Here is an 18919-nt window from a genome sequence, read left to right on the forward strand (position 1 = left end):
ATCGGGGACCAAACGCACTTAGGTGGCTGGTCCCGAGTGATCCCTGATGGGATGGAGAGAGCGGCTGGAATCGGCGGACGGCATCGATGCCGATCCGGCGACGGTCGCAGACGGGGACGTTCTCGACCTGCTCGAACCGTCGGTCCAGGAGTGGTGGATCGATCAGTTCGGCGCCTACGTCGAGGAGAACGGGGGCTTCTTCACGCCGCCCCAGGAACGCGCCGTCCCGCTGATCCACGAGGGCGAGAACGCGCTGATCTGCGCACCGACGGGGAGCGGGAAGACGCTGGCCAGTTTCACTTCGATCATCGACGAGCTGTTCCGCCGCGAGCGCGAGGAAGGGCTCGATAACTCGGTCTACTGCCTGTACGTCTCGCCGCTAAAGTCGCTGGCCAACGACATTCACCGGAACTTGACCGAGCCCCTGGAGGGGATCCGCGAGGTAGCACAGCGGCGCCACGGCGGGGCTGGCGACGACAGCGACGCCGGCGACGGCGTCGTCGACGACGCGGCTGCCGTCTCTCGCATCCGCCACGCGATCCGACACGGCGACACGTCCGACAGCGAGCGCCGGAAGATGTTGGAGGAGACGCCGCACATCCTCAACACGACGCCGGAGACGCTCGCGATCCTGCTGAACTCGCCGAAGTTCCGCGAGAAGCTCCGAACCGTGGAGTACGTCGTCGTCGACGAAATCCACTCGCTGGCCGCGGGCAAGCGCGGGACGCACCTCTCGGTCAGCCTCGAACGCCTCGAAGCGCTCGCGGAGAGCTCGCCGACCCGGATCGGCTGCTCGGCGACGATCGAACCCCTCGACGACGTCGCCGAGTTTCTGGTCGGCCGCGAGACGCCGAGCGGCCCGTCCCGCGACTACGAGATCGTCGACGCGCGGTTCGCCCGCGAGTTCGACGTCGAACTCCAGTGTCCGACCGACGATCTGATCCACACGCCTCGCGACGTGATCCAGGAGCGGTTCTACGAGCGACTCCACGACCAGATCCGCGAGCACACGAACACGCTCGTGTTCGCCAACACCCGCTCGGGCGCCGAGCGAATGCTCCACAACCTGCGCGAGCGCTTCGACGACTACGACGAGGACAACTCCGCGTGCCACCACGGCAGCCTCTCGAAGGAGGTCCGCGAGGACGTCGAGGAGCGGCTCAAGGACGGCTCGCTCGACGTGGTGACGTCCTCGACGAGCCTGGAGCTCGGCATCGACATGCCCCACGTCGATCTGGTCGTGCAGGTCGGCAGCCCAAAATCGGTCGCCGCCCTGCTCCAGCGGGTCGGGCGAGCGGGCCACCGCGTCGGCGAGACGGTGACCGGGCGGGTGATCGCGCTCGACCGCGACGAGCTGGTCGAGTGCGCGGTGATGCTCAAGAAGGCCGACGAGGGGTTCGTCGACGGCGTCTCGATCCCCGAGAACGCCCAGGACGTGGCCGCCCAGCAGGTGTACGGCATGGCGATCGCCGAGATCCGCCCGGAGAGCGAGGTAGTCGGCATCCTCCGGCGAGCGTACCCCTACCGGAACTACGACGACGCCGACTGGGAACAGCTCGCCCGGTATCTCACCGCCGACTACGAAGGGATGGAAGACCGGAACGTGTACGCGAAGATCTGGCGAGACGCGAACGATCCGCCCGACGGCGAGCACCACTACGAGGAGTTTCCCGTCGGCGAGCCGCTGATCGGCAAGCGCGGGCGGCTCGCGCGCGTCATCTACATGACCAACATCGGGACGATTCCCGATTCGTTCAGCTGCGACGTGTTCACCCGCGCGAGCGACGAGTGGGTCGGCCAGTTGGACGAGGAGTACCTCGACACGCTCGAAGCCGGCGACGTGTTCGTCCTCGGGGGCAGCAACTTCGAGTACCGCTACCGTCGGGGGTCGAAGGTGTACGTCGACCGGACGAGCGCGGCGCCGACGGTGCCCTCGTGGTACTCCGAGCGACTCCCGCTGGCGTACGATCTCGGTCGAGAGATACTGGAGTTCCAGGGCGAGTTACTCGATCGCTACGACGCGGGCGGCGCGGCGTCGGTCCGACACTGGCTTCGCGACTTTCCGCTGGACGACGACAGCGTCCGCGCGCTCGCGCGGATGTTCGACCAGCAGATCAGGTACGCGGGCGTCGAGAGCGTCAGCACGGCCGACCGGCTGGCGATCGAGGTCGAACGGGATCACGACGAGTACGAGCGCAACTACTACGTCCACTCGAACTACGGCCGCCGGTTCAACGAGGGGCTCTCGCGCCTGCTGGCCTATCGGTGCGCGCAGGCGGCCAACGCCAACGTCTCGGTCGCGGTCGCGGACAACGGCTTCACGCTCTCGATGCCGCTGAACAGGAAGATCGACATCGTTGGGATCATCGAGGACCTCGATCCCGACGACGCCCGCGAGCTGTTGCGTGCGAGCCTCGACGAGACGGACCTGCTCCAGCGGTACTTCCGCATCAACGCCACCCGCTCGCTGATGATCCTCAAGCGCTACAAGGGAACAGAGAAGTCCGCCAGCCAGCAGCAAGTCTCCAGCGAGATGCTGCTGGGGTTCGCCCAAGATCTCGAGGAGTTCGCGGTCATCGAGGAGACCTACCGCGAGATCCTCGAGGACAAGCTGAACCTCGCGGGGATCGAGACCGTGCTCGGCGGGATCCGCTCGGGCGAGATCGAGGTCGTCCGCCGGTCGGTCGACTCGCCGTCGCCGCGCGCGTTCGGCCTCGCGACGCTGATGGCCAGCGACGTCGTGCTCGCGGAAGACGAGAGCGCCGTCCTCCGGAACTTCCACGAGCGCGTCGTCGACGAGATCGGCGACGGCCACCGCGAGTCGGATGCCACGGCGTCGACCGACAGCGACGCCGCGGACGGATCGGCGTCGACCGACCGCGACGCCGCGGACGATCGGAGTCTCGAACCGACGGGCACCGACGAGTGACGGTGCGCGTCGACCCGTGACCGAGGCCGCCGCCGAGCGATCTCGGCCGGACGTTTTTGTACGATACCGCGCCAGACCCGGCGTGATCGCGATCGCCGGCGGCAAGGGCGGCTGTGGCAAGACCACGACGACGGTAGCGCTGGCTCGCGCGCTCGCCGAGCGAGGCGACGCGACGCCGCTCGTGGCCGACGCCGATTGGGACATGCCGAACCTCCACGCGCTGGCCGGCGCGGCGTCGACGCCGTCGCTCGCGGCGCTGCAGGACGCCCCGTCGCCGCGCGCGCTCGCACAGTTCGTCGGCGACCCGCGGATCGGCGTCCTCCCGGCGCCGACCGGCGAATCCGAGGCCCGACAGGATCGAGCGCTCGAAATCGTACGCGACGGGAACGGGAGAGCGCCGGTGCTGGTCGACTGTCCGGCCGGCGCCGGACGCGACGCCGCTCGGCCGCTTCGGGTCGCCGACGGCGTCGTGCTGGTCTCGACGGCCGCGCCCGCCAGCCTGCGCAACGCTGCCAAGACCGCCGCGATGGCCGAGGCGCTGGGAACGCCCGTGCTCGCTGGAGCCGTCACCCGCACCGCGTCGGTTCCGGCGGGCGCGCATCGGCTGCTCGGGACCGACCGCCTCGTGCCCGTTCCGGACGCCGACGCGCCGCTCGAAGACGGGGCCGTACGGCGAGCGATCGGGGAACTGGCTGCTCTGGTGGCGTCGCCCGCCAGGTCGGCCCGCAGTCGCTGAACCGCGAACTAGCGACCGTCTCACGGCATCGAACGGCGATCGCCGCGTACTTTCCCAGACCACGACACGCCCCGATTTCGTCGCGTCATCGCCGAGTACGGACGCGAGCAAGAACTGGTCCGGGCTCCGGCGGGTGAGTAAAATCACTATTTTTGATACGAAGCCGCAATCGAGGCAAACAATTATGTAGCGATCCGACATAGATGGCTCGAACGCATGGAAGGTCGACTGGACACCGGGATCGACGTCCTCGACCGGAAGCTGGACGGGGGGATACCCGCGGGAAGCATCATCGCATTCACTGCCTCGCCCGCGAGCCAGTCCGAGCTCCTGCTGTACCAGTTGACCGCGGCCCGCGGATCGCTGTACCTGACCACGCAGCGCTCCGATCAGGCGGTACGAGACGCCATCGACTCGACCTCGGCGCCGACGGGCAGCCCCACAGTCAGAGATATCAGCGGCAGCGAGCCGCTCGATCAGGCCAATCGGCTCATCCGCGCGCTCCCGGAGGGGGCGAACCTGATCATCGATCCGGTCGACGTGCTCGAACAGCGCGAGCAGAGCCGCTACCGCAACTTCCTCAACGACCTGCAGAACCACATGGTCAACACCGGCTCGCTCGCCATCCTGCACTGTCTGGACGGCCACTCGGTGCCCGACAACAGGGACACCACCCAGCACATGGCCGACATCGTCTTCGACCTGACGACGACGGTTCGCGGCACCGACGTGGAGAACCGGCTTTCGGTGCCGAAGTTCCGCGGCGGGCAGGCGCTCACCGAGACGATCAAGCTGGAGATGCAGGATCAGGTCGACATCGACACCAGCCGTGACATCGCCTGACCGTCGCCGGACGCCGCTTCTCGGCCAGTTCGACGCCGCTGCTCGGTAGCTGGACGCCGCTTTCCGATCAGCTCGACGCTGCTGCTCGGTGATAAGACGCCGTCCCCGACTAGCTCTCGTTGCCACCCCCACCGACCGGACAGCCTTCGGGATCCTCCGTCGTCCAGACGTTGAAATCGCCGTTCTGAGTCACCTCCAGTTCGATCCCCCAGCAGCTCGGATTCCCCGACAGCTCCGAGAGATTGACCGTCAGTCCTTCCGAGCGCTGGTCGAGTCGGGCGTTGATCGTGAATGCGCCCGTCTCGTCGGACCAGGTGCGTTCGACCGTCGTTTCGGCCGGCGCCGCGTCGGCGCCGCCGTTCTGCGGCCCCAGACGTTGGGTCGACCAGTGGACGAACTCGCCGTCGCGCTCGACGACGAGGTGGATCGTCACGGCCTGATCCGCCGAGTTCGACAACCGGAGCGTCGACAGCAGTGGCGCGTCGTCGCCGCCGTCACCGTCGCCGCCGTTACCACCCTGTCCCCCACAGCCCGCGAGTGCACTCGCGCCCGCGGCGCTCGCCGCGAGGATCGCGCGTCGAGAAATCGAATCCCCCATGGAGGTCGCTAGGGGTTCCCGCTCCGTGTACGTCGGGGGTTAGCGGTGCACGGCGTCGCCGGGATCAACGAACGAGGCCTGACGGACGACTCAGTCCGCGGTACCCGGTCCGACGCCGTCGGGACACTCCGAGGAACCGTCGGGGTTGAACCAGGTCGTGACATCGCCATTCACGTCGAGGAGCAACATCGTGCAGAAAGGCGAATCGCCCTCCTCGGCGGGCAGTTGTTCGGTGAGATCGAACGTCTGCCAGTCCTCGGCGTCATCAAGGCGGGAACGGACGACGAACGATCCTCCGACCGATGGGTCCCAGGTCGGATCAAGTTCGACGGTATCGCTCGAATCGGCGTCCTCACCGTGTGGACCCAGACGGTGCGTCTGCCGGTACACTTGCTCGCCGTCTCGCTCGACGAGCACCTCGAGCGTTCGTTCGACGGAGTCGGAGTTCGAAACGCCGATCGCGGTGAGGTACACCGCTCCGGGACGGTCACGGTCGTCGGGCTCGGAAGAAGACGTACTGCAGCCCGCGGTGGCGCTGAGGGCAGCGGTCGCAGAGAGTGCAAACGCTCGGCGCGTCCACCACCCGGACATCCGTGTCGCTCTACTCTTCGGCGTCTTCGAGCTCGTCGACGATCTCGTCGGCGTCGACGTCAGCGTCCTCGAGGGCGTCCTCGATGTCGCCGCCGCCCATGCCGCCGCCCATCATACCGCCCATGCCGCCCATCATGCCCGCGCCCTCGCCCAGCGTCTCCTGGACGATGATGCGGTCGAGACCGAGCTTCTCGGTGACGTCCTGCGCGATCTGCTGCTTGGAGAACATCCACTGCTGGTTCATCGAGAGCTGCGGCGTCGCCTCGATGTACAGCGTCTCCTTCTCGACGGTCTCGGTTTCCGTCTCGGGTTCGGCGTCCTCGTCGTCCTCGTCGGACTCGACGGCGACCTCCTCCTCTTCCTCGTCGGTCTCGATCCACATCTCGAGATCCGTGTCGACGTACATGCCGATCAGGCCCTCGGCCTTCTCGACGCGGTCGTCGACCTCGTCGAGAATCTCGTAGTCGTAGTCGATGTCCTGGCCGGCCAGCGGGTGGTTGAAGTCGACTCGCGCGCGGCCGCCGATGATCGCCTCGACGTGGCCGTGCTCGCCGTCGACGTCGACGTGCGCGCCGGGGTAGCGGTCGTCCTCGGGGATCTTGTCGGCGCTGAGCGTGCGGACCTCGTCGGGGTCGCGCTCGCCGAAGGCCTCCTCGCCGGGGACGGTGACGGAGCCGGAGTCGCCGGCTTCCTTGCCGGTGAGGTCGTCCTCGACGGCGCCGAAGATGTGACCCTCGCCGATGACGATCACGCGCGGCTCGAACGTCTGTTGCTGGTCGTCGACGCCCTCCTCCTCGGCGACCTCGGGATCGGTCGTGTCGACGAGCTGGTCGTCCTCGACGGTGCGAGCGGTGTAGGCCAGTCGGACGAAGTCCCCGTCCTGCAGCCCCTCCTGCTGTTCTTCTGTCTCGGCTTCCTGCTCGTCGTCGGCCGCTTCTGTCTCCTGATTGTCGCTCATACCTCGAACGTCGCCCGTTCGGCTTAAAACAATCACGTTTTGGACCCGGACTGTCTCCTTCCGGCGGTTCGGACGCTGCGTCGAAGACCGGCCCGAGACGGCGCCACTTTTCAGCCCCCGCGCCGACGTCTCTCGCATGTACGAGGTCGAGATCAAGGTTCGGGCCGACCACGAGACGGTCCGCGAGCGACTGGTCGAGCTGGACGCCGACCGGCAGGAGCGCGTTCGACAGGTCGACACCTACTTCGATGCGCCCCACCGGGAGTTCGCCGAAACCGACGAAGCGCTCCGGGTTCGACGGGTCCGCGCGCCGGAGGACGAGGCGGGCGAGGAGGACGCGCGAATCACCTACAAGGGACCGCTGCTCGACGCCGAATCGAAATCACGCGAGGAGTTCGAGACCGGCGTCGACGGAGGCGCGACGGCGACCGAGATCTTCGAGCGGCTGGGGTTCGAGGCCGCCGCCACGGTCGAGAAGGACCGCGAGCGCTACGAACTGGCGGGGTACGACGTCACGCTCGACGCCGTCGACGGGCTGGGCGAGTTCGTCGAGGTCGAGACCGAGCGCGAGACCGACGACATCGCCGCGGCGCGCGACGGAGTTCGCGACCTGCTCGGCGATCTCGGACTGGACGCCGACGAGCAGATCCGGACGTCGTACCTGGGGCTGTTGCTGGCCGACGACGCGACGTGATCGGCGTCGCGCCGCCGTGCCGATAACTCCCAGGCATTACTTCTCCCGTACTGGTTTCCGCAAGTTATAGAACGGGGCGAAGATAATTCGGACGTAATGACAGAGCGGAACATCAGGGTCGAGCCGATCGACCGGCGGGCAGTCGAGGACCAGGAAGTCGAGATCGTCGAGCGAAAGGGGATCGGCCACCCCGACTCCATCTGCGACGGCATCGCCGAGGCGGTCTGTGGCGCGCTGGCCCGGGAGTACATCGACCGCGTCGGCAAGGTGCTGCACTTCAACACCGACGAGACCCAGCTGGTCGCGGGCAACGCCGCACCCGCGTTCGGCGGCGGCGAGGTCCAGGAGCCGATCTACCTGCTGATCGTCGGCCGCGCGACCAAGCGCTACGACGGCACTCGGATCCCCGCCGAGACGATCGCGCTGGAGGCCGCCCGTGAGTACCTTCAGGAGAACATCCCCCAGCTCGACGTCGGCACGGACGTCGTCATCGACGTCAAGCTCGGCGAGGGCAGCGGCGACCTGCAGGAAGTGTTCGGCGAGGAGGGTACCACTGTGCCGATGGCCAACGACACGAGCTTCGGCGTCGGTCACGCCCCGCTCACCGAAACCGAGCAGATCGTCCTCGAAGCCGAACGCAGCCTCAACGGCCCCTACGCCGAGGAGAATCCCGAGCTCGGTCCGGACGTGAAGATCATGGGCAAGCGCGAGGGCGACCGGATCGACATCACCGTCGCGGCCGCCATCGTCGACCAGTACGTCGAGGATCTCGACGAGTACGACGAGGCCGTCACGGCGGTCCACGACCACGTCGAGGCGCTGGCCAGCGAGCGCACCGACCGCGAGGTGTCGGTCCACGTCAACACGGCCGACGACTACGAGGAAGGTTCGATCTACCTGACGACGACGGGCACGAGCGCCGAGCAGGGCGACGACGGCTCGGTCGGCCGCGGCAACCGCGCCAACGGGCTGATCACGCCCAACCGCTCGATGTCGATGGAGGCCACCAGCGGCAAGAACCCCGTCAACCACATCGGGAAGATCTACAATCTGCTCTCGACCCAGATCGCCGAGGAGGTCGTCGCCGACGTCGACGGCATCCGCGACCTTCGCATTCGCCTGCTCAGCCAGATCGGCCGCCCGATCGACGAGCCCCACGTCGCCGACGTCCACGTCGTCACCGACGACGGCGTCGAGCTGGGCGACGTCGAATCGGAGATCACCGAGATCGTCGACCGCGAACTCGCCGACGTCACGGGCATCACCCAGCGCGTGATCGAGGGCGAGCTGACGACGTTCTGAGCGGTCGCCGATCGCGCGGCGCCGCTGGTTTCCGCCGAGCCGAAATCCCCAATACCACGGGGACCGCAATCGGTACCGTGACACGCGTCTGTCTCGTCGGCTCGCCCGACGTCGTGCTGCGATACGAGCTGCTCTCCCGCGAGACCGCCCGGGAGGCGCTTTCCACGTACGACCTCTCGGAGCCCTTCGAGAACGCGATCTCGCTCGAGACGGTCAGCGTCGGCGCCGCCGTCTCGCTTCTGAACGACCTCAACTGGTACCTCACCCGATTCGTCGATACCGCCTTCGTCCGCGAGCCGTCGATCGACGCCGACGAGTGGCTCTCGCGGGAGCTCGCCGAGGCGGTCCGGAACGACCGCGTCGATCCCGCCGAAACGGGCACGTATCTCAAGATCTACGGCGTCGTCAGCGAGGACGACGGTGCCCCCGAACCGGCCGGTCCCGGCGCGTCCGGCGACCGATCCGGGGCCGCAGCGGCGGAGGGGGCGTCGAGCGCGGACGCCGCCGACGCGGGGGCCGCCGACGCGGGCGCCGCGACCGAGCCGAGCGCCGGCGCCGTCCAGACGGGCCCCGGCAAGCTCGTCGAGCCGCTGTACGTCCGCCGAACCGACGGCTCGGTCCCCGAGTACGACCTGCGCGACGTCGAGGAGACGGTCGTCGTCAGGGTGACCGAGTCGGAGTTCGAGACGTGATCCGCAGCGAGCGCGTCCCGACCGCGAACTCGCGGTACGTCGAAATCGACGGGCTACGAGTACGCTATCTGGAGGCCGGCGTCGATATGCTCCGCAGCGGCGGGGACGACGTCGAGCGCGACGCCGCCGACCGGCGGGCAGAAATTGACGATCGGCCGCCGATCGTCCTGCTGCACGGCAGCGGCATCGACGACGCCGCGCTCTCCTGGAAGCACGCCATCGAACATCTCGCCGAGGAACTGGGTCGGCGGGTCTACGCGCTCGACTGGCCGGGGTACGGCGAGAGCGACGCCCCCGACGGGGAGATGACCACCGAGTACTACGTCGGCGTCCTCTCGGCGTTTCTCGACGCACTCGGGATCGACCGCGCCGCGCTGGTCGGCGTGTCGATGGGCGGCGCCGCGGCGCTGGGCGTCGCGCTCGGCCGGCCCGAACTGGTCGAACGGCTCGTCCTCGTCGACAGCTACGGACTGCGCGACGCGGTGCCCGGCGGCGTCGGCTCGTACCTGCTGGCGAACACGCCGTTCGCCAACGCGTTCGGCCGACAGTTCGCCGCGGCGTCGACCGACGCGACCCGGCTGGCCGTCGGCGAGTTCGTCCACGATCCCGGTGGACTGTCCGACGAGTTCGTCGCCGAGGTCAACGAACGGCTCCGCGAGCCGGGCGCCGGCGACGCGTTCTTCTCGTTCATGCGCGACGAGTTCCGGCCGAACGGCGTCCGAACCGACTACTCCGACAGGTTGGGTGAGCTGTCGATGCCGACGCTGCTGATCCACGGCGCGCAGGACTCGCTCGTTCCTCCCGAGTGGTCCGCGGTCGCGGCGGACGCGATTCCGGGCGCTCACCTCGAACTGATCGACGACTGTGGCCACTGGGTTCCGCGGGAGCGTCCCGATCGGTTCAACGAGATCCTCGGCGAGTTTCTGGAGGAGTAAAAAACGGCGTCGGCTGGCGGTCAGGCCGCGTCGTCGTCGCTATCGTCGCCGCTTTCCGATCCGCGATCGGCGAGCCGCGCCGCCGCACCCCCAGCGCCGGCCGCGCCCGCCGCCCCGGCCGCGACGCCGAAGCCGGGGATCGAGTCGCCTCCGGACGGTTCGGGCGGCGCGGCGAGGGACTGGTCAGCCGACTCGTCCGCGGATTCCGCGGCCGAGAGCACGACCGCGTGGTCGACCGTCACGTCGGTGTGGCCGTCGCCCGACTCGACATCGGCGTCTTCGCCGGTGATCAGGTCGGTGGTCTCGACGTAGTCGCCGAGTCGGACGTTCCGCGCGCTCGTCCCGAAGTTCAGCGCGACGACGACGCGCTCGCCCGACTCCGGATCGTGGCGGGCGTACGCCACGATGTCGTCGGCGTTGGCGCCGTATTCGATGCGTTCCAGTTCGGCATCGGTCTGCAGGGCGGCGTGGTTCTGGCGAAGCTCGACGAGGTTCTTGTAGTGAGCGAACAGTTCCTCGTCGAAGTCGCCCCAGTTCATCCAGTCGCGGTAGCCGTCGAGGCCGGTCTCCTGGCCGGCGTAGATCGTCGGCACGCCCGGGAGCGTGCAGGTCGCCGCGCCGGCCGCCATCGACGCCGACCTGCTGGTTCGCGCCTTGTACCGGTCGGTGTCGTGGTTCTCGGCCCACTGCATGAACACCGAATCGGGGTGAGCGCCGCGATACCGGCGCTCCTCGACGGCGTCGAGGATCCCCTCGGCGTCGTTCGGCGCCGCTTCGAGCGCTTCCATCAGCGCGTCGTCGTAGTGGACGTCGAACTGGCCCTCGCCCTGATCGACGTCGTACGGCCAGCTCTCGTCGAGCAGGTAGAACTCGGAGTCGTGGGACTTGATCCGGTCGTAGATTTCCTTCCAGAAGCTCATCGGGACGCCCCAGGCGACGTCGCAGCGGAACCCGTCGACCTTCTCGACCCAGAAGTCGACGACGTCGAGCAGGAACTGCCGGACTTCGGGGTTCTCGTGGTTCAGGTTCGGAATGGCGCTCCAGCCGAAGTAGGTGTCGGCGTCCCGAGTCTCGAAGTCGTCCCAACGGTACCAGTCCTTGTACTTCTCGTGGCCCTCGCGGCCGGTGCGGTTCGCCGTTTGGAAGAACGGGTGGGTGTCGGCGGTGTGGTTGATCACCAGGTCGAACACGACCCGGATGTCGCGCTCGTGGGCGGCGTCGACCAGCGCCTCCAGATCCTCCATGGTCCCCAGATCGGGGTCGACCTCGAAGTAGTCGGTCGTATGGTAGCCGTGCGGGCCGCCCTGGCTCTCGGGGGTGCCGTACCCCCGATCGGTCGAGACGAACGGCGTCATCCAGAGCACGTCGGCGCCCAACTCCTCGACGTGGTCGAGGTGGGAGGCGATGTTGTCGAACGAGCGATCGTCCTCGTCGGGGAACCGCCGGGTGAAAATCTCGTAGATGACGCCGTTCTTGGCGTACTCGGGCGGTTCGTAGGGATACTCGATCGAAACCCCGTCGTCGCCGGGCACGATGTCGATCGCGTCCGCGACGGAGTGGCGCTCGCCGACCGCGACGGCGTGGACCCGCACCGGCTCGTCCAGGTCGGCGGGCACCGCGGGCCCCTCATCGAGCGAGAGCGAGTCCCGGTCGTCGACGTAGAACTCCACGTCGAGATCGTCGGGGCTCGTGTCCGCGTCCTCGACGATCTCGGTCGTCGCCGACAGCATCACCCGGTCGCCCTCCACGTCGGCGTCGAGATCGATCCGGGGTCGGGCGTCGTTCGCGTTCTCGCGGTCGAACACGCGGACGGTCAGCTCGTGGGTGCCGTCCGGGGCGTCGAGCGCGAGCGTGTACTCGCCGGGCGCGTCGGGCTCGAACTCCGCGACCGGCGCGTCGGTCGGCTCCGTCGTGGCGTCGGCGGGCGCGTCGACGACCGACCACGAGTACTCGGCGTCGCCGTCGGGGTTCCACGGGGCGAGATCGTTGCGCGTCTCGCCCTCGTTCCCGTTGGGGTTGACGAAGCCCTCGCCGACGCGGGTGAACCGCGGCGGCCCGGGGTGGTGGCTGCCGTCGCCGCTCACGAGATCCAGCTCGGACTTGTTGGCGTCGTGCTCCGCGCTCGCCGGGACGCCGACGCTCGCGGCGCCGGCGACGGCTGACAGACTCGCCAGAAACGTACGTCGTTGCACGATGCTGTCAACTACCACCACGGTAGTTAAAAATTTTGATGAACGATTACGTCATTCTCTGCGTCCGGTTGCGAGCGTGCGTAGGGTCCCAAAAGAGCCGGTCCGGAGCGAGTCGACAGCGTCGCGAACCGTCACTCGGCGTCGAACATACCGGTCGACATGTAGCGCTCGCCGCTGTCCCAGAACACGGTGACGACCAGCGGGCAGTCGTCGTACGCGCCGTCGGTCGGATCGAGATCGCCGCCGTCGGCGCGCTGGTCGTCGGCGTCAGCACGCTCGTCGTCGCCGGAGCCCGGCGTCGGCGTCAGCTCGGAGGGCGACGGCGGGCAGTCGGCTTCCGGCTCGGCGATCCGCTCGGCGACGCGCCGGGCGACGATGCTGGTCGCGCCGGAGGACTGCCCCACGAGAACCCCCTCCTCGCGGGCGAGACGCCGACATTCGTCTTCGGCGTCCTCCAGCCGGACGGTCTCGATCTCGTCGATCAGGTCGACGTCGAGGTTCTCGGAGACGAAGCCCGGCCCCATCCCCTGGAAGTCGTCGTCGCCGGACTCGCCGGTCGAGAGCACGGCGTTGCTCTCGGGCTCGACCGCGATCACGTCCATCTCGGGGAACGCCTCCTTCAGGCGGCGGCCGGTGCCGCTGATCGTCCCGCCCGTTCCCACGCCCGCGACGAACGCGTCGACCTCGCGGTCGCCAACCTGCTCGACGATTTCCTCGCCGGTCGTTCGGTAGTGGGCTTCGGGGTTCGCGGCGTTCGTGAACTGGCCGAGCTGGACGGCGCCCTCGGCGGCGATCTCGTCGGCCCGGTCGCGGGCGTCGGTCATGTCGCCCTCGATCAGTTCGAGGTCGGCGCCGTAAGCCCGCATGATCTGCTGTCGCTCCTCGGATTTGCCCGCCGGCATCACGATCGTCAGGTCGTAGTCCCGCGCGGCGGCGACCAGCGCGAGGCCGATGCCGGTGTTCCCGCTGGTCGGCTCGACGAGCTCGTCGCCCGGTTCGATGACGCCCTCGCGCTCGGCGGCCAACACCATCTGGCGGGCCGGCCGGTCCTTGGCCGAACCGCCGGGGTTGAACGACTCCACCTTCGCGGCGACGGTGGCGCCCTCCGGCGAATCGACCTGTACCAGCGGCGACCCGATGGTATCCAGGATGCTTCGCTTCATTGGCGCGTGGTACGCCCCAGATACGTAAACGACTGATGGATCCGTGCGCGCGTCGCTCACTCACGCCGCTCCCGCCCGCGAGAGCTGTCGGGAGCGAGGCGGTTAAGCACCCTCGAACCCAACGCCGGTGTATGAGTCTCGAAACGATGGAGCCGACGCCGACGTGGGACGCCGACGCCCACGAGGAAACGGTCGACGTGTTCGCGGAACTCGCCGAGGACGACTCGATCACGATCAAAGTGTGGGGCGGCGACTGGTGCAAGGACTGTCGCGCCGAGCTCCCCGACTTCGGCGCCGCGCTCGACGCCGCCGAGTTCCCCGAGGACCGCGTCGAGGAGATCCCCGTCGACGAGGACAAGGACGGCCCGCTGACCGACGAGTACGACGTGGAGCTGATCGCCACGATCGTCGTCGAGCGCGACGGCGAGGAGATCGTACGTTTCGAGGAAGAAGAGCCCGTCCCCGCCGCAGTGTATCTCGCCGACGAGCTTCGCGAGTCCGAGCTCTCGGCCTGACCGCGCGCGCTTGCTCTACTGCGTCGATTCGGCGTCGGCGTCCCGCTCGTTTGCTCGTTCGTCAGCGGCGTCGCTGTCTTGCTCGTCCCCGCGGTCGTCAGCCTCGTCGTCGACGGTGAGCCACCGACGCAGGCGCAGCCCGACGTACAGCGACCCGATCGCGATCGACGCCGTCGCCGAGATCGGATCGAACGCCGCCGAGAGCACGTTGTACGCGACCGTGGTTCCCAGCCAGACCCCGACGAGAATGATCACGAGCTGGGGCAGCCCGTCGCGAACCCGCTCGCCGGTCGTCTCACCCTCGATCGACCACCATCCGGCGTCGTTCTCGACCGAGGCGTCTGCCGGCCGACCGCCGTTGACCTCGTCCGTCACGTCGTCCTCACCTGTATCACTCGTGCGAAGCGAGGGACCCGGGCCGGGTAAGCGTGCCGCACCGCGGCTCGACGCCGAGGTTCAGCGGCTGACTTCCCGACCGAGTCACGGACCTTATCGCCGACGAACAAGTAAGCAGATCCGACAGTACAACCCCTCTACGAACGGTTAGCGCCAGATTTATGATCGGCGAGCCCCCCGTCCGTCACGACAGGATGCCCTCGCCGATCGATCGCCTCCCCGACGACGATCCCCGCCTCGACGCCGACCACGTCCGCAGCGTTCCCGGCGCGCGGGACGTGCTCGTCGTCGGCGTCGTCCACGACCACCCCGCCAGCGTCCACCGCGTGCGCTCACTCGTCGACGCCGTCGCGCCCGACGTCGTCGCGCTCGAACTACCGAAACTCGCCGTCCCGCTGTACAGCGCGTACGTCGAGAACCCCGACCAATCGACGGCTCGCGGCGGCGAGATGAGCGCCGCGATCGACGCCGCCGACGGGAGCGAGGTGGTCGGAATCGACGCCCCCAGCGGGCGATTCCTGCGCGCGCTCGTCCGCGAGAGCCGAGCCGCGGATATCGGTCGAGAGGAACTCGAACGCGTCGCCCGCGGCCTCGCGACGGTCACCCGGCGGGCGCTCGCGTCCCGACTCGCCGCGCCGATCGCCCGCCGAACCGACGTCGAGTTCGAGCTCGACGCGCCGACCGACCACGGCTGTACGGACGCCGACGCGCCCGACGCGCAGGCGGCCGACGAGCGCCGACAGATCCGGCGCAGCGTCGCGCTGCTGGGCGCGCTCGACGGCGGCGGCGCGGCGGCGCTGCGCGACCGCGCCCGGGAGGCCGCGATGGCCGAGGCGATCGCCGATCGGAGCGACGAGGACAGCGTCGTCGCCGTCGTCGGCCGCGACCACCTCGATCCGGTCGTCGAGCGACTGGCCGACGAGTAACCCGAGCTTTCCAGCACTCTCAGCGCCCGACAGCGCGTCACCGCCCACCGTCGGTTCAAATGCGCGGTGCTCGCAGGGGACGAACAGTGCTCACAGCAGCCGACGGCGGCGTCCCAGCGCAGTTCGGCAGGTGAAGTCCGGCGGGCGAAGTCCGGCAGAATCAGAACGCGGACCGGCGGCTCAGTCCCGTCGAAGAGCCAGGGGTCGAGACAGAGCGGTGAGCTACCCGCTGCTGTAGGGCGACACCGAGAGGCCCGGCATGCGGGCGGCGACGCCGTAGACCGTCTTCTTGAGCGCGCCGTTGGCGTACTGGCGGACGCTACGGGAGATCGGCGTGCGCTTGCCACTGATACTCGTCGCGCCCGAGCGGATCGCGTCGACGACGACCTCGCCGTCGACGTCGGGGCGGGCGAGCTCGGTGTCGGCGAGCGTGATCTCCGTGTACGCGCGCCCGACGAACGGGAGGTAGTGGGCGTCGCTGGCGCCGATCGGCGGGTAGTCGTTGCGGCGGGCGTAGGTGCGCGCGCGGCGGTTGCGATAGCCCGTGAACACCATCGAGTTGAACACCTCGATCGCGTCGCAGTCTTCGAGGTTGCGCTTGCGGACGCCGTGGCGCGAGCGCTGGAACGGGTGGGGGACGATCGCGACGCCGCCGTCGTCGCGAACATCCTCGATAGTCTTGTCGAGAGCCATCCCCTTCGCCGGACGGCTGTCGACGCCGATCGCCAGCAGGTGGCCGTGGGCGGTCGAGACCTCGACGCCGGGGATGCCGACGAGGCCGAACTCGTCGGCCAGTTCGACGGCCCGGCGCGAGGCCTCGATCTCGTCGTGGTCGGTGATCACCACGCCGTCGAGTCCGATCGCTCGAGCGTGCGCGAGGATCATCTCCACCGGTTCCCGGCCGTCGTAGGACTGTTCGGAGTGGACGTGCGGATCGATCGCGATCGATACCCCCTGTTCCATCGACCATTTGAACGACCTCGGGCCTCATTAACTGCTCGGTCGTCGAGGTGCCGAGATCGCTCCGTTGCGTCGCGATCGGCGACCCGTGCCGCTTGCCGCGGTAAGGCCGGCTTTCGCGACCTGTTCGCGTGTGATTCTCAGTCACACGACTTCGAAGCTGACCGGTGCGAGGCATCCAGCCTGATAGCGGCATCCAGCACCTCGCCCGCCCGCGGAAAGCGAACGTTTACGAGCGAGCGGTGCCCCAGACGACACGTGCGAATCGAGAACAGCTTCATCCCCGTCAGCGGCGTCGGCGAGGCGACCGAGCGCAAGCTCTGGCGCGCCGGGGTGACCCACTGGGACGACTTCGACGGCTCCGTCGTGGGCCCGACCACGGCCGAGAACATCGAGTCGTTCATCGCCGAGGCCTACGAGCGCCTCGACCGCGGCGACGCCCACTACTTCGACCGGGCGCTGCCCTCCGGCGAGCGCTGGCGGCTCTACGAGAACTTCCGATCGGACGCCTGCTTCTTCGACATCGAGACGACCGGGCTGGACCACCACCGCGATTCGGTCACCACCGTGAGTTTCCACCGCGACGGCGACACGACGACGCTCGTGAAGGGAGATACCCTCACGGCCGACGCGCTCGCCCGCCAGTTCGAGGGCGCCGACCTGCTGGTGACGTTCAACGGCAAGCGCTTCGACGTCCCGTTCCTGGAGACGTCGTTCGACCTCGACCTCGATCTGCCCCACGTCGACCTGATGTACACCTGCAAGCAACTGGACTACTCGGGCGGGCTCAAGACCGTCGAGAAGGACGTCGGCATCGAGCGCGACCGGCCCGACCTCTCGGGCCGCGACGCCGTCCGCCTCTGGCACGAGTACGAGAACGGCGACGACGACGCGCTGGACACGCTCGTCTCCTACAACCGCGACGACGCCGTCAACCTCAAGCAGCTGATGGAGACCGTCACCGACGAGCTCCACCGCGACGTGTTCGAGGCCGCCCGCGAGAAGTAGCGGCCGTCTCAGGGCGCGCGGACGTCGTGTTCGAGCGTCCCGACGCCCTCGATCTCGACCTCGACGGTGTCGCCGTCCGCCAGCGGGCCGACGCCGGCGGGCGTCCCGGTCGCGATCACGTCGCCCGCTTCGAGCGTCATGTACTCCGTGATCTCCGCGATCAGTTCCGGGATCGAGAAGATCAGCAGTTCCGTCGAGGAGTCCTGGCGCGGCTCGCCGTTCACCCGCAACTCGACGCGGGCGTCGTCGGGCACTTCGTCGGGCGTCGCCACCACCGGCCCCATCGGCGCCGCGCCGTCGAACGCCTTCCCCCGCACCCAGTTCTGTTCGACGCGCTGGTCGTCGCGGTTCGAGATATCGTTCACGCAGGTGTACCCCTCGATGACCGCGGCCGCGTCGTCGGCGTCGACGTTTCGGCACTGCTCGCCGATCACGACGCCGAGTTCGGCCTCGTGCTCGACCTGCTCTTTCCCCGCGGGGAGTTCGATCTCGTCGCCGTGGCCGGCCAGCGCGTTCGGCGGCTTCAGAAAGAGCAGCGGCCGATCGGGCACGTCCTCACCGCGCTCGTCGGCGTGCTCGGCGTAGTTCCGTCCGATGCAGACGATCTTCGAAGGACTGGTCGGCGGAAGCACGTCCACGTCGGCCGGATCGTACTCGCTGCCGCCGAAGTGGATCGTCCCGTCACGGTACTCGCCGCGTCGCACGGACCCCGCCGGGTCCCGAAACCGTACGTACTTCATATCCCGTCGTCGATCCGCAAGCGCGTTAAACGTTCGACATGCGGCGAAGCCGTCGGATGCTCACAGTCCAGTGATTCTCCCGAGCTGCGGCCCGACGCCCTCGACCCCGAAACGCCTTCCCACGGCGCCTTCGGAACGACACCTTTATGCGAATTAGCCGGGAACTGAAGGGTACGCTTCGCCGGTCGCGAAGCGGGCGAGAGCGCTCCGTTGGTGTAGTCCGGCCAATCATTTCGGCCTTTCGAGCCGATGACCTGGGTTCAAATCCCAGACGGAGCATCCTTCTGCGGAACGAAGTAACGAAGAATGGAACGGACGTTCTGGGATTTGCATCGGGTTCAAATTCCGATCGACTTCGTCGATCGGCGTTCGCGAACGCGATTGCGTTCGCTCACTCCCAGACGGAACACTTCTCTCGACGCAAGCCTGCGAGCGACCGCTGTGTCGAGAGCGACGTTTTCGAGAGGATATCGTCAGTCAAATTGACAATTACTATCCCGGTACCCGGTGACCACCGACGTATGCTCGGTGACGCCCTAGAGTTCGCGGCCGAACTGCTGTTCGATGCGGTGCTCGACAGGGACGACGATCGATCGCGGCTCGGCTGGGCGCTGCTGTTCGTCGGCACGGTCCTCTGTATCGGCGGATTGGCGCTCGCGGCCAACGGCCGACTGCAACTCGGCATCGCCGTGCTGGCCGTCGGCGTCGCGCTGTTCGCCATCGGCGCCTGATCGCCGGCGG

The 18919-nt window shown here is 68.2% G+C and carries 19 protein-coding genes and 1 tRNA gene; 12 read left to right on the forward strand and 8 right to left on the reverse strand.

Features of this window, described 5'->3' with window-relative positions:
* Nucleotides 1-46: 46 nt before the first annotated feature.
* From NO931_RS09665 to NO931_RS09675, 3 genes are all read left to right on the forward strand, one after another.
* Entirely contained in the window at nucleotides 47-2929 is a 2883-nt protein-coding gene (locus tag NO931_RS09665) for an ATP-dependent helicase (protein ID WP_256392131.1), read from the forward strand.
* Between the two features lie 82 nt (nucleotides 2930-3011).
* Complete coding sequence (locus NO931_RS09670) at nucleotides 3012-3665, forward strand: MinD/ParA family ATP-binding protein (RefSeq protein WP_256392132.1); 654 nt, start codon at nucleotides 3012-3014, stop codon at nucleotides 3663-3665.
* A 216-nt stretch (nucleotides 3666-3881) separates the two neighbouring features.
* Nucleotides 3882-4508: an RAD55 family ATPase gene (locus NO931_RS09675; protein ID WP_256392133.1), complete on the forward strand. Its 627-nt coding sequence runs from the start codon at nucleotides 3882-3884 to the stop codon at nucleotides 4506-4508.
* Nucleotides 4509-4617: 109 nt separating this feature from the next.
* On the opposite strand, the gene NO931_RS09680 is transcribed toward NO931_RS09675, so the two are convergent.
* From NO931_RS09680 to NO931_RS09690, 3 genes are all read right to left on the reverse strand, one after another.
* Nucleotides 4618-5106, reverse strand: coding sequence for a hypothetical protein (locus tag NO931_RS09680; RefSeq protein ID WP_256392134.1), 489 nt, complete (start codon nucleotides 5104-5106; stop codon nucleotides 4618-4620).
* A 90-nt stretch (nucleotides 5107-5196) separates the two neighbouring features.
* Nucleotides 5197-5580 carry a hypothetical protein gene (locus NO931_RS09685; protein WP_256392135.1) on the reverse strand — a complete coding sequence of 128 codons (384 nt, stop codon included), beginning with the start codon at nucleotides 5578-5580 and terminating at the stop codon, nucleotides 5197-5199.
* A gap of 127 nt (nucleotides 5581-5707) precedes the next feature.
* Nucleotides 5708-6655: an FKBP-type peptidyl-prolyl cis-trans isomerase gene (locus NO931_RS09690; RefSeq protein WP_256392136.1), complete on the reverse strand. Its 948-nt coding sequence runs from the start codon at nucleotides 6653-6655 to the stop codon at nucleotides 5708-5710.
* Nucleotides 6656-6791: 136 nt separating this feature from the next.
* Here NO931_RS09690 and cyaB point away from each other — a divergent pair, with 136 nt between their 5' ends.
* From cyaB to NO931_RS09710, 4 genes are all read left to right on the forward strand, one after another.
* On the forward strand, nucleotides 6792-7349 hold the full coding sequence (cyaB, locus tag NO931_RS09695) for a class IV adenylate cyclase (protein ID WP_256392137.1): 558 nt from the start codon (nucleotides 6792-6794) through the stop codon (nucleotides 7347-7349).
* A gap of 96 nt (nucleotides 7350-7445) precedes the next feature.
* The gene (locus NO931_RS09700) at nucleotides 7446-8651 is read left to right on the forward strand and encodes a methionine adenosyltransferase (protein ID WP_256392138.1); all 1206 of its coding nucleotides are present in this window, start codon (nucleotides 7446-7448) and stop codon (nucleotides 8649-8651) included.
* A gap of 77 nt (nucleotides 8652-8728) precedes the next feature.
* Nucleotides 8729-9343, forward strand: coding sequence for a DUF5804 family protein (locus NO931_RS09705; RefSeq protein WP_256392139.1), 615 nt, complete (start codon nucleotides 8729-8731; stop codon nucleotides 9341-9343).
* Nucleotides 9340-10278 (forward strand): alpha/beta fold hydrolase, encoded by a 939-nt coding sequence (locus NO931_RS09710; RefSeq protein ID WP_256392140.1) that lies wholly within the window; start codon nucleotides 9340-9342, stop codon nucleotides 10276-10278. Before NO931_RS09705 ends, NO931_RS09710 begins: the two co-directional genes overlap by 4 nt.
* Before the next feature lie 20 nt (nucleotides 10279-10298).
* On the opposite strand, the gene NO931_RS09715 is transcribed toward NO931_RS09710, so the two are convergent.
* Together NO931_RS09715 and NO931_RS09720 are read right to left on the reverse strand one after the other, a co-directional pair.
* Complete coding sequence (locus NO931_RS09715) at nucleotides 10299-12470, reverse strand: alpha-amylase family glycosyl hydrolase (RefSeq protein WP_256392141.1); 2172 nt, start codon at nucleotides 12468-12470, stop codon at nucleotides 10299-10301.
* Between the two features lie 131 nt (nucleotides 12471-12601).
* Nucleotides 12602-13633 carry a PLP-dependent cysteine synthase family protein gene (locus tag NO931_RS09720; protein WP_256392142.1) on the reverse strand — a complete coding sequence of 344 codons (1032 nt, stop codon included), beginning with the start codon at nucleotides 13631-13633 and terminating at the stop codon, nucleotides 12602-12604.
* A gap of 131 nt (nucleotides 13634-13764) precedes the next feature.
* Here NO931_RS09720 and NO931_RS09725 point away from each other — a divergent pair, with 131 nt between their 5' ends.
* Nucleotides 13765-14148, forward strand: a complete 384-nt coding sequence (locus NO931_RS09725; RefSeq protein WP_256392143.1) for a thioredoxin family protein — start codon at nucleotides 13765-13767, stop codon at nucleotides 14146-14148.
* A 15-nt stretch (nucleotides 14149-14163) separates the two neighbouring features.
* On the opposite strand, the gene NO931_RS09730 is transcribed toward NO931_RS09725, so the two are convergent.
* Nucleotides 14164-14523 carry a hypothetical protein gene (locus NO931_RS09730; protein ID WP_256392144.1) on the reverse strand — a complete coding sequence of 120 codons (360 nt, stop codon included), beginning with the start codon at nucleotides 14521-14523 and terminating at the stop codon, nucleotides 14164-14166.
* A 215-nt stretch (nucleotides 14524-14738) separates the two neighbouring features.
* On the opposite strand from NO931_RS09730, the gene NO931_RS09735 reads away from it, so the two are divergent.
* Nucleotides 14739-15470 carry a hypothetical protein gene (locus tag NO931_RS09735; RefSeq protein ID WP_256392145.1) on the forward strand — a complete coding sequence of 244 codons (732 nt, stop codon included), beginning with the start codon at nucleotides 14739-14741 and terminating at the stop codon, nucleotides 15468-15470.
* 222 nt (nucleotides 15471-15692) lie between these two features.
* Here the strand turns inward: NO931_RS09735 and NO931_RS09740 are convergent, their stop codons facing one another.
* Entirely contained in the window at nucleotides 15693-16433 is a 741-nt protein-coding gene (locus tag NO931_RS09740) for a CehA/McbA family metallohydrolase (protein WP_256392146.1), read from the reverse strand.
* A 255-nt stretch (nucleotides 16434-16688) separates the two neighbouring features.
* On the opposite strand from NO931_RS09740, the gene NO931_RS09745 reads away from it, so the two are divergent.
* The gene (locus tag NO931_RS09745) at nucleotides 16689-17438 is read left to right on the forward strand and encodes a ribonuclease H-like domain-containing protein (protein ID WP_256392147.1); all 750 of its coding nucleotides are present in this window, start codon (nucleotides 16689-16691) and stop codon (nucleotides 17436-17438) included.
* A gap of 8 nt (nucleotides 17439-17446) precedes the next feature.
* Here the strand turns inward: NO931_RS09745 and NO931_RS09750 are convergent, their stop codons facing one another.
* On the reverse strand, nucleotides 17447-18178 hold the full coding sequence (locus NO931_RS09750; protein WP_256392148.1) for a fumarylacetoacetate hydrolase family protein: 732 nt from the start codon (nucleotides 18176-18178) through the stop codon (nucleotides 17447-17449).
* Nucleotides 18179-18382: 204 nt separating this feature from the next.
* On the opposite strand from NO931_RS09750, the gene NO931_RS09755 reads away from it, so the two are divergent.
* Nucleotides 18383-18457: transfer RNA gene (locus NO931_RS09755), tRNA-Glu, on the forward strand.
* A 242-nt stretch (nucleotides 18458-18699) separates the two neighbouring features.
* A complete protein-coding gene (locus tag NO931_RS09760) occupies nucleotides 18700-18909 on the forward strand; it encodes a hypothetical protein (protein ID WP_256392149.1) in 210 nt (69 codons plus the stop codon).
* Nucleotides 18910-18919 lie beyond the last annotated feature (10 nt).

The organism is Natronoarchaeum rubrum (genome assembly GCF_024494695.1).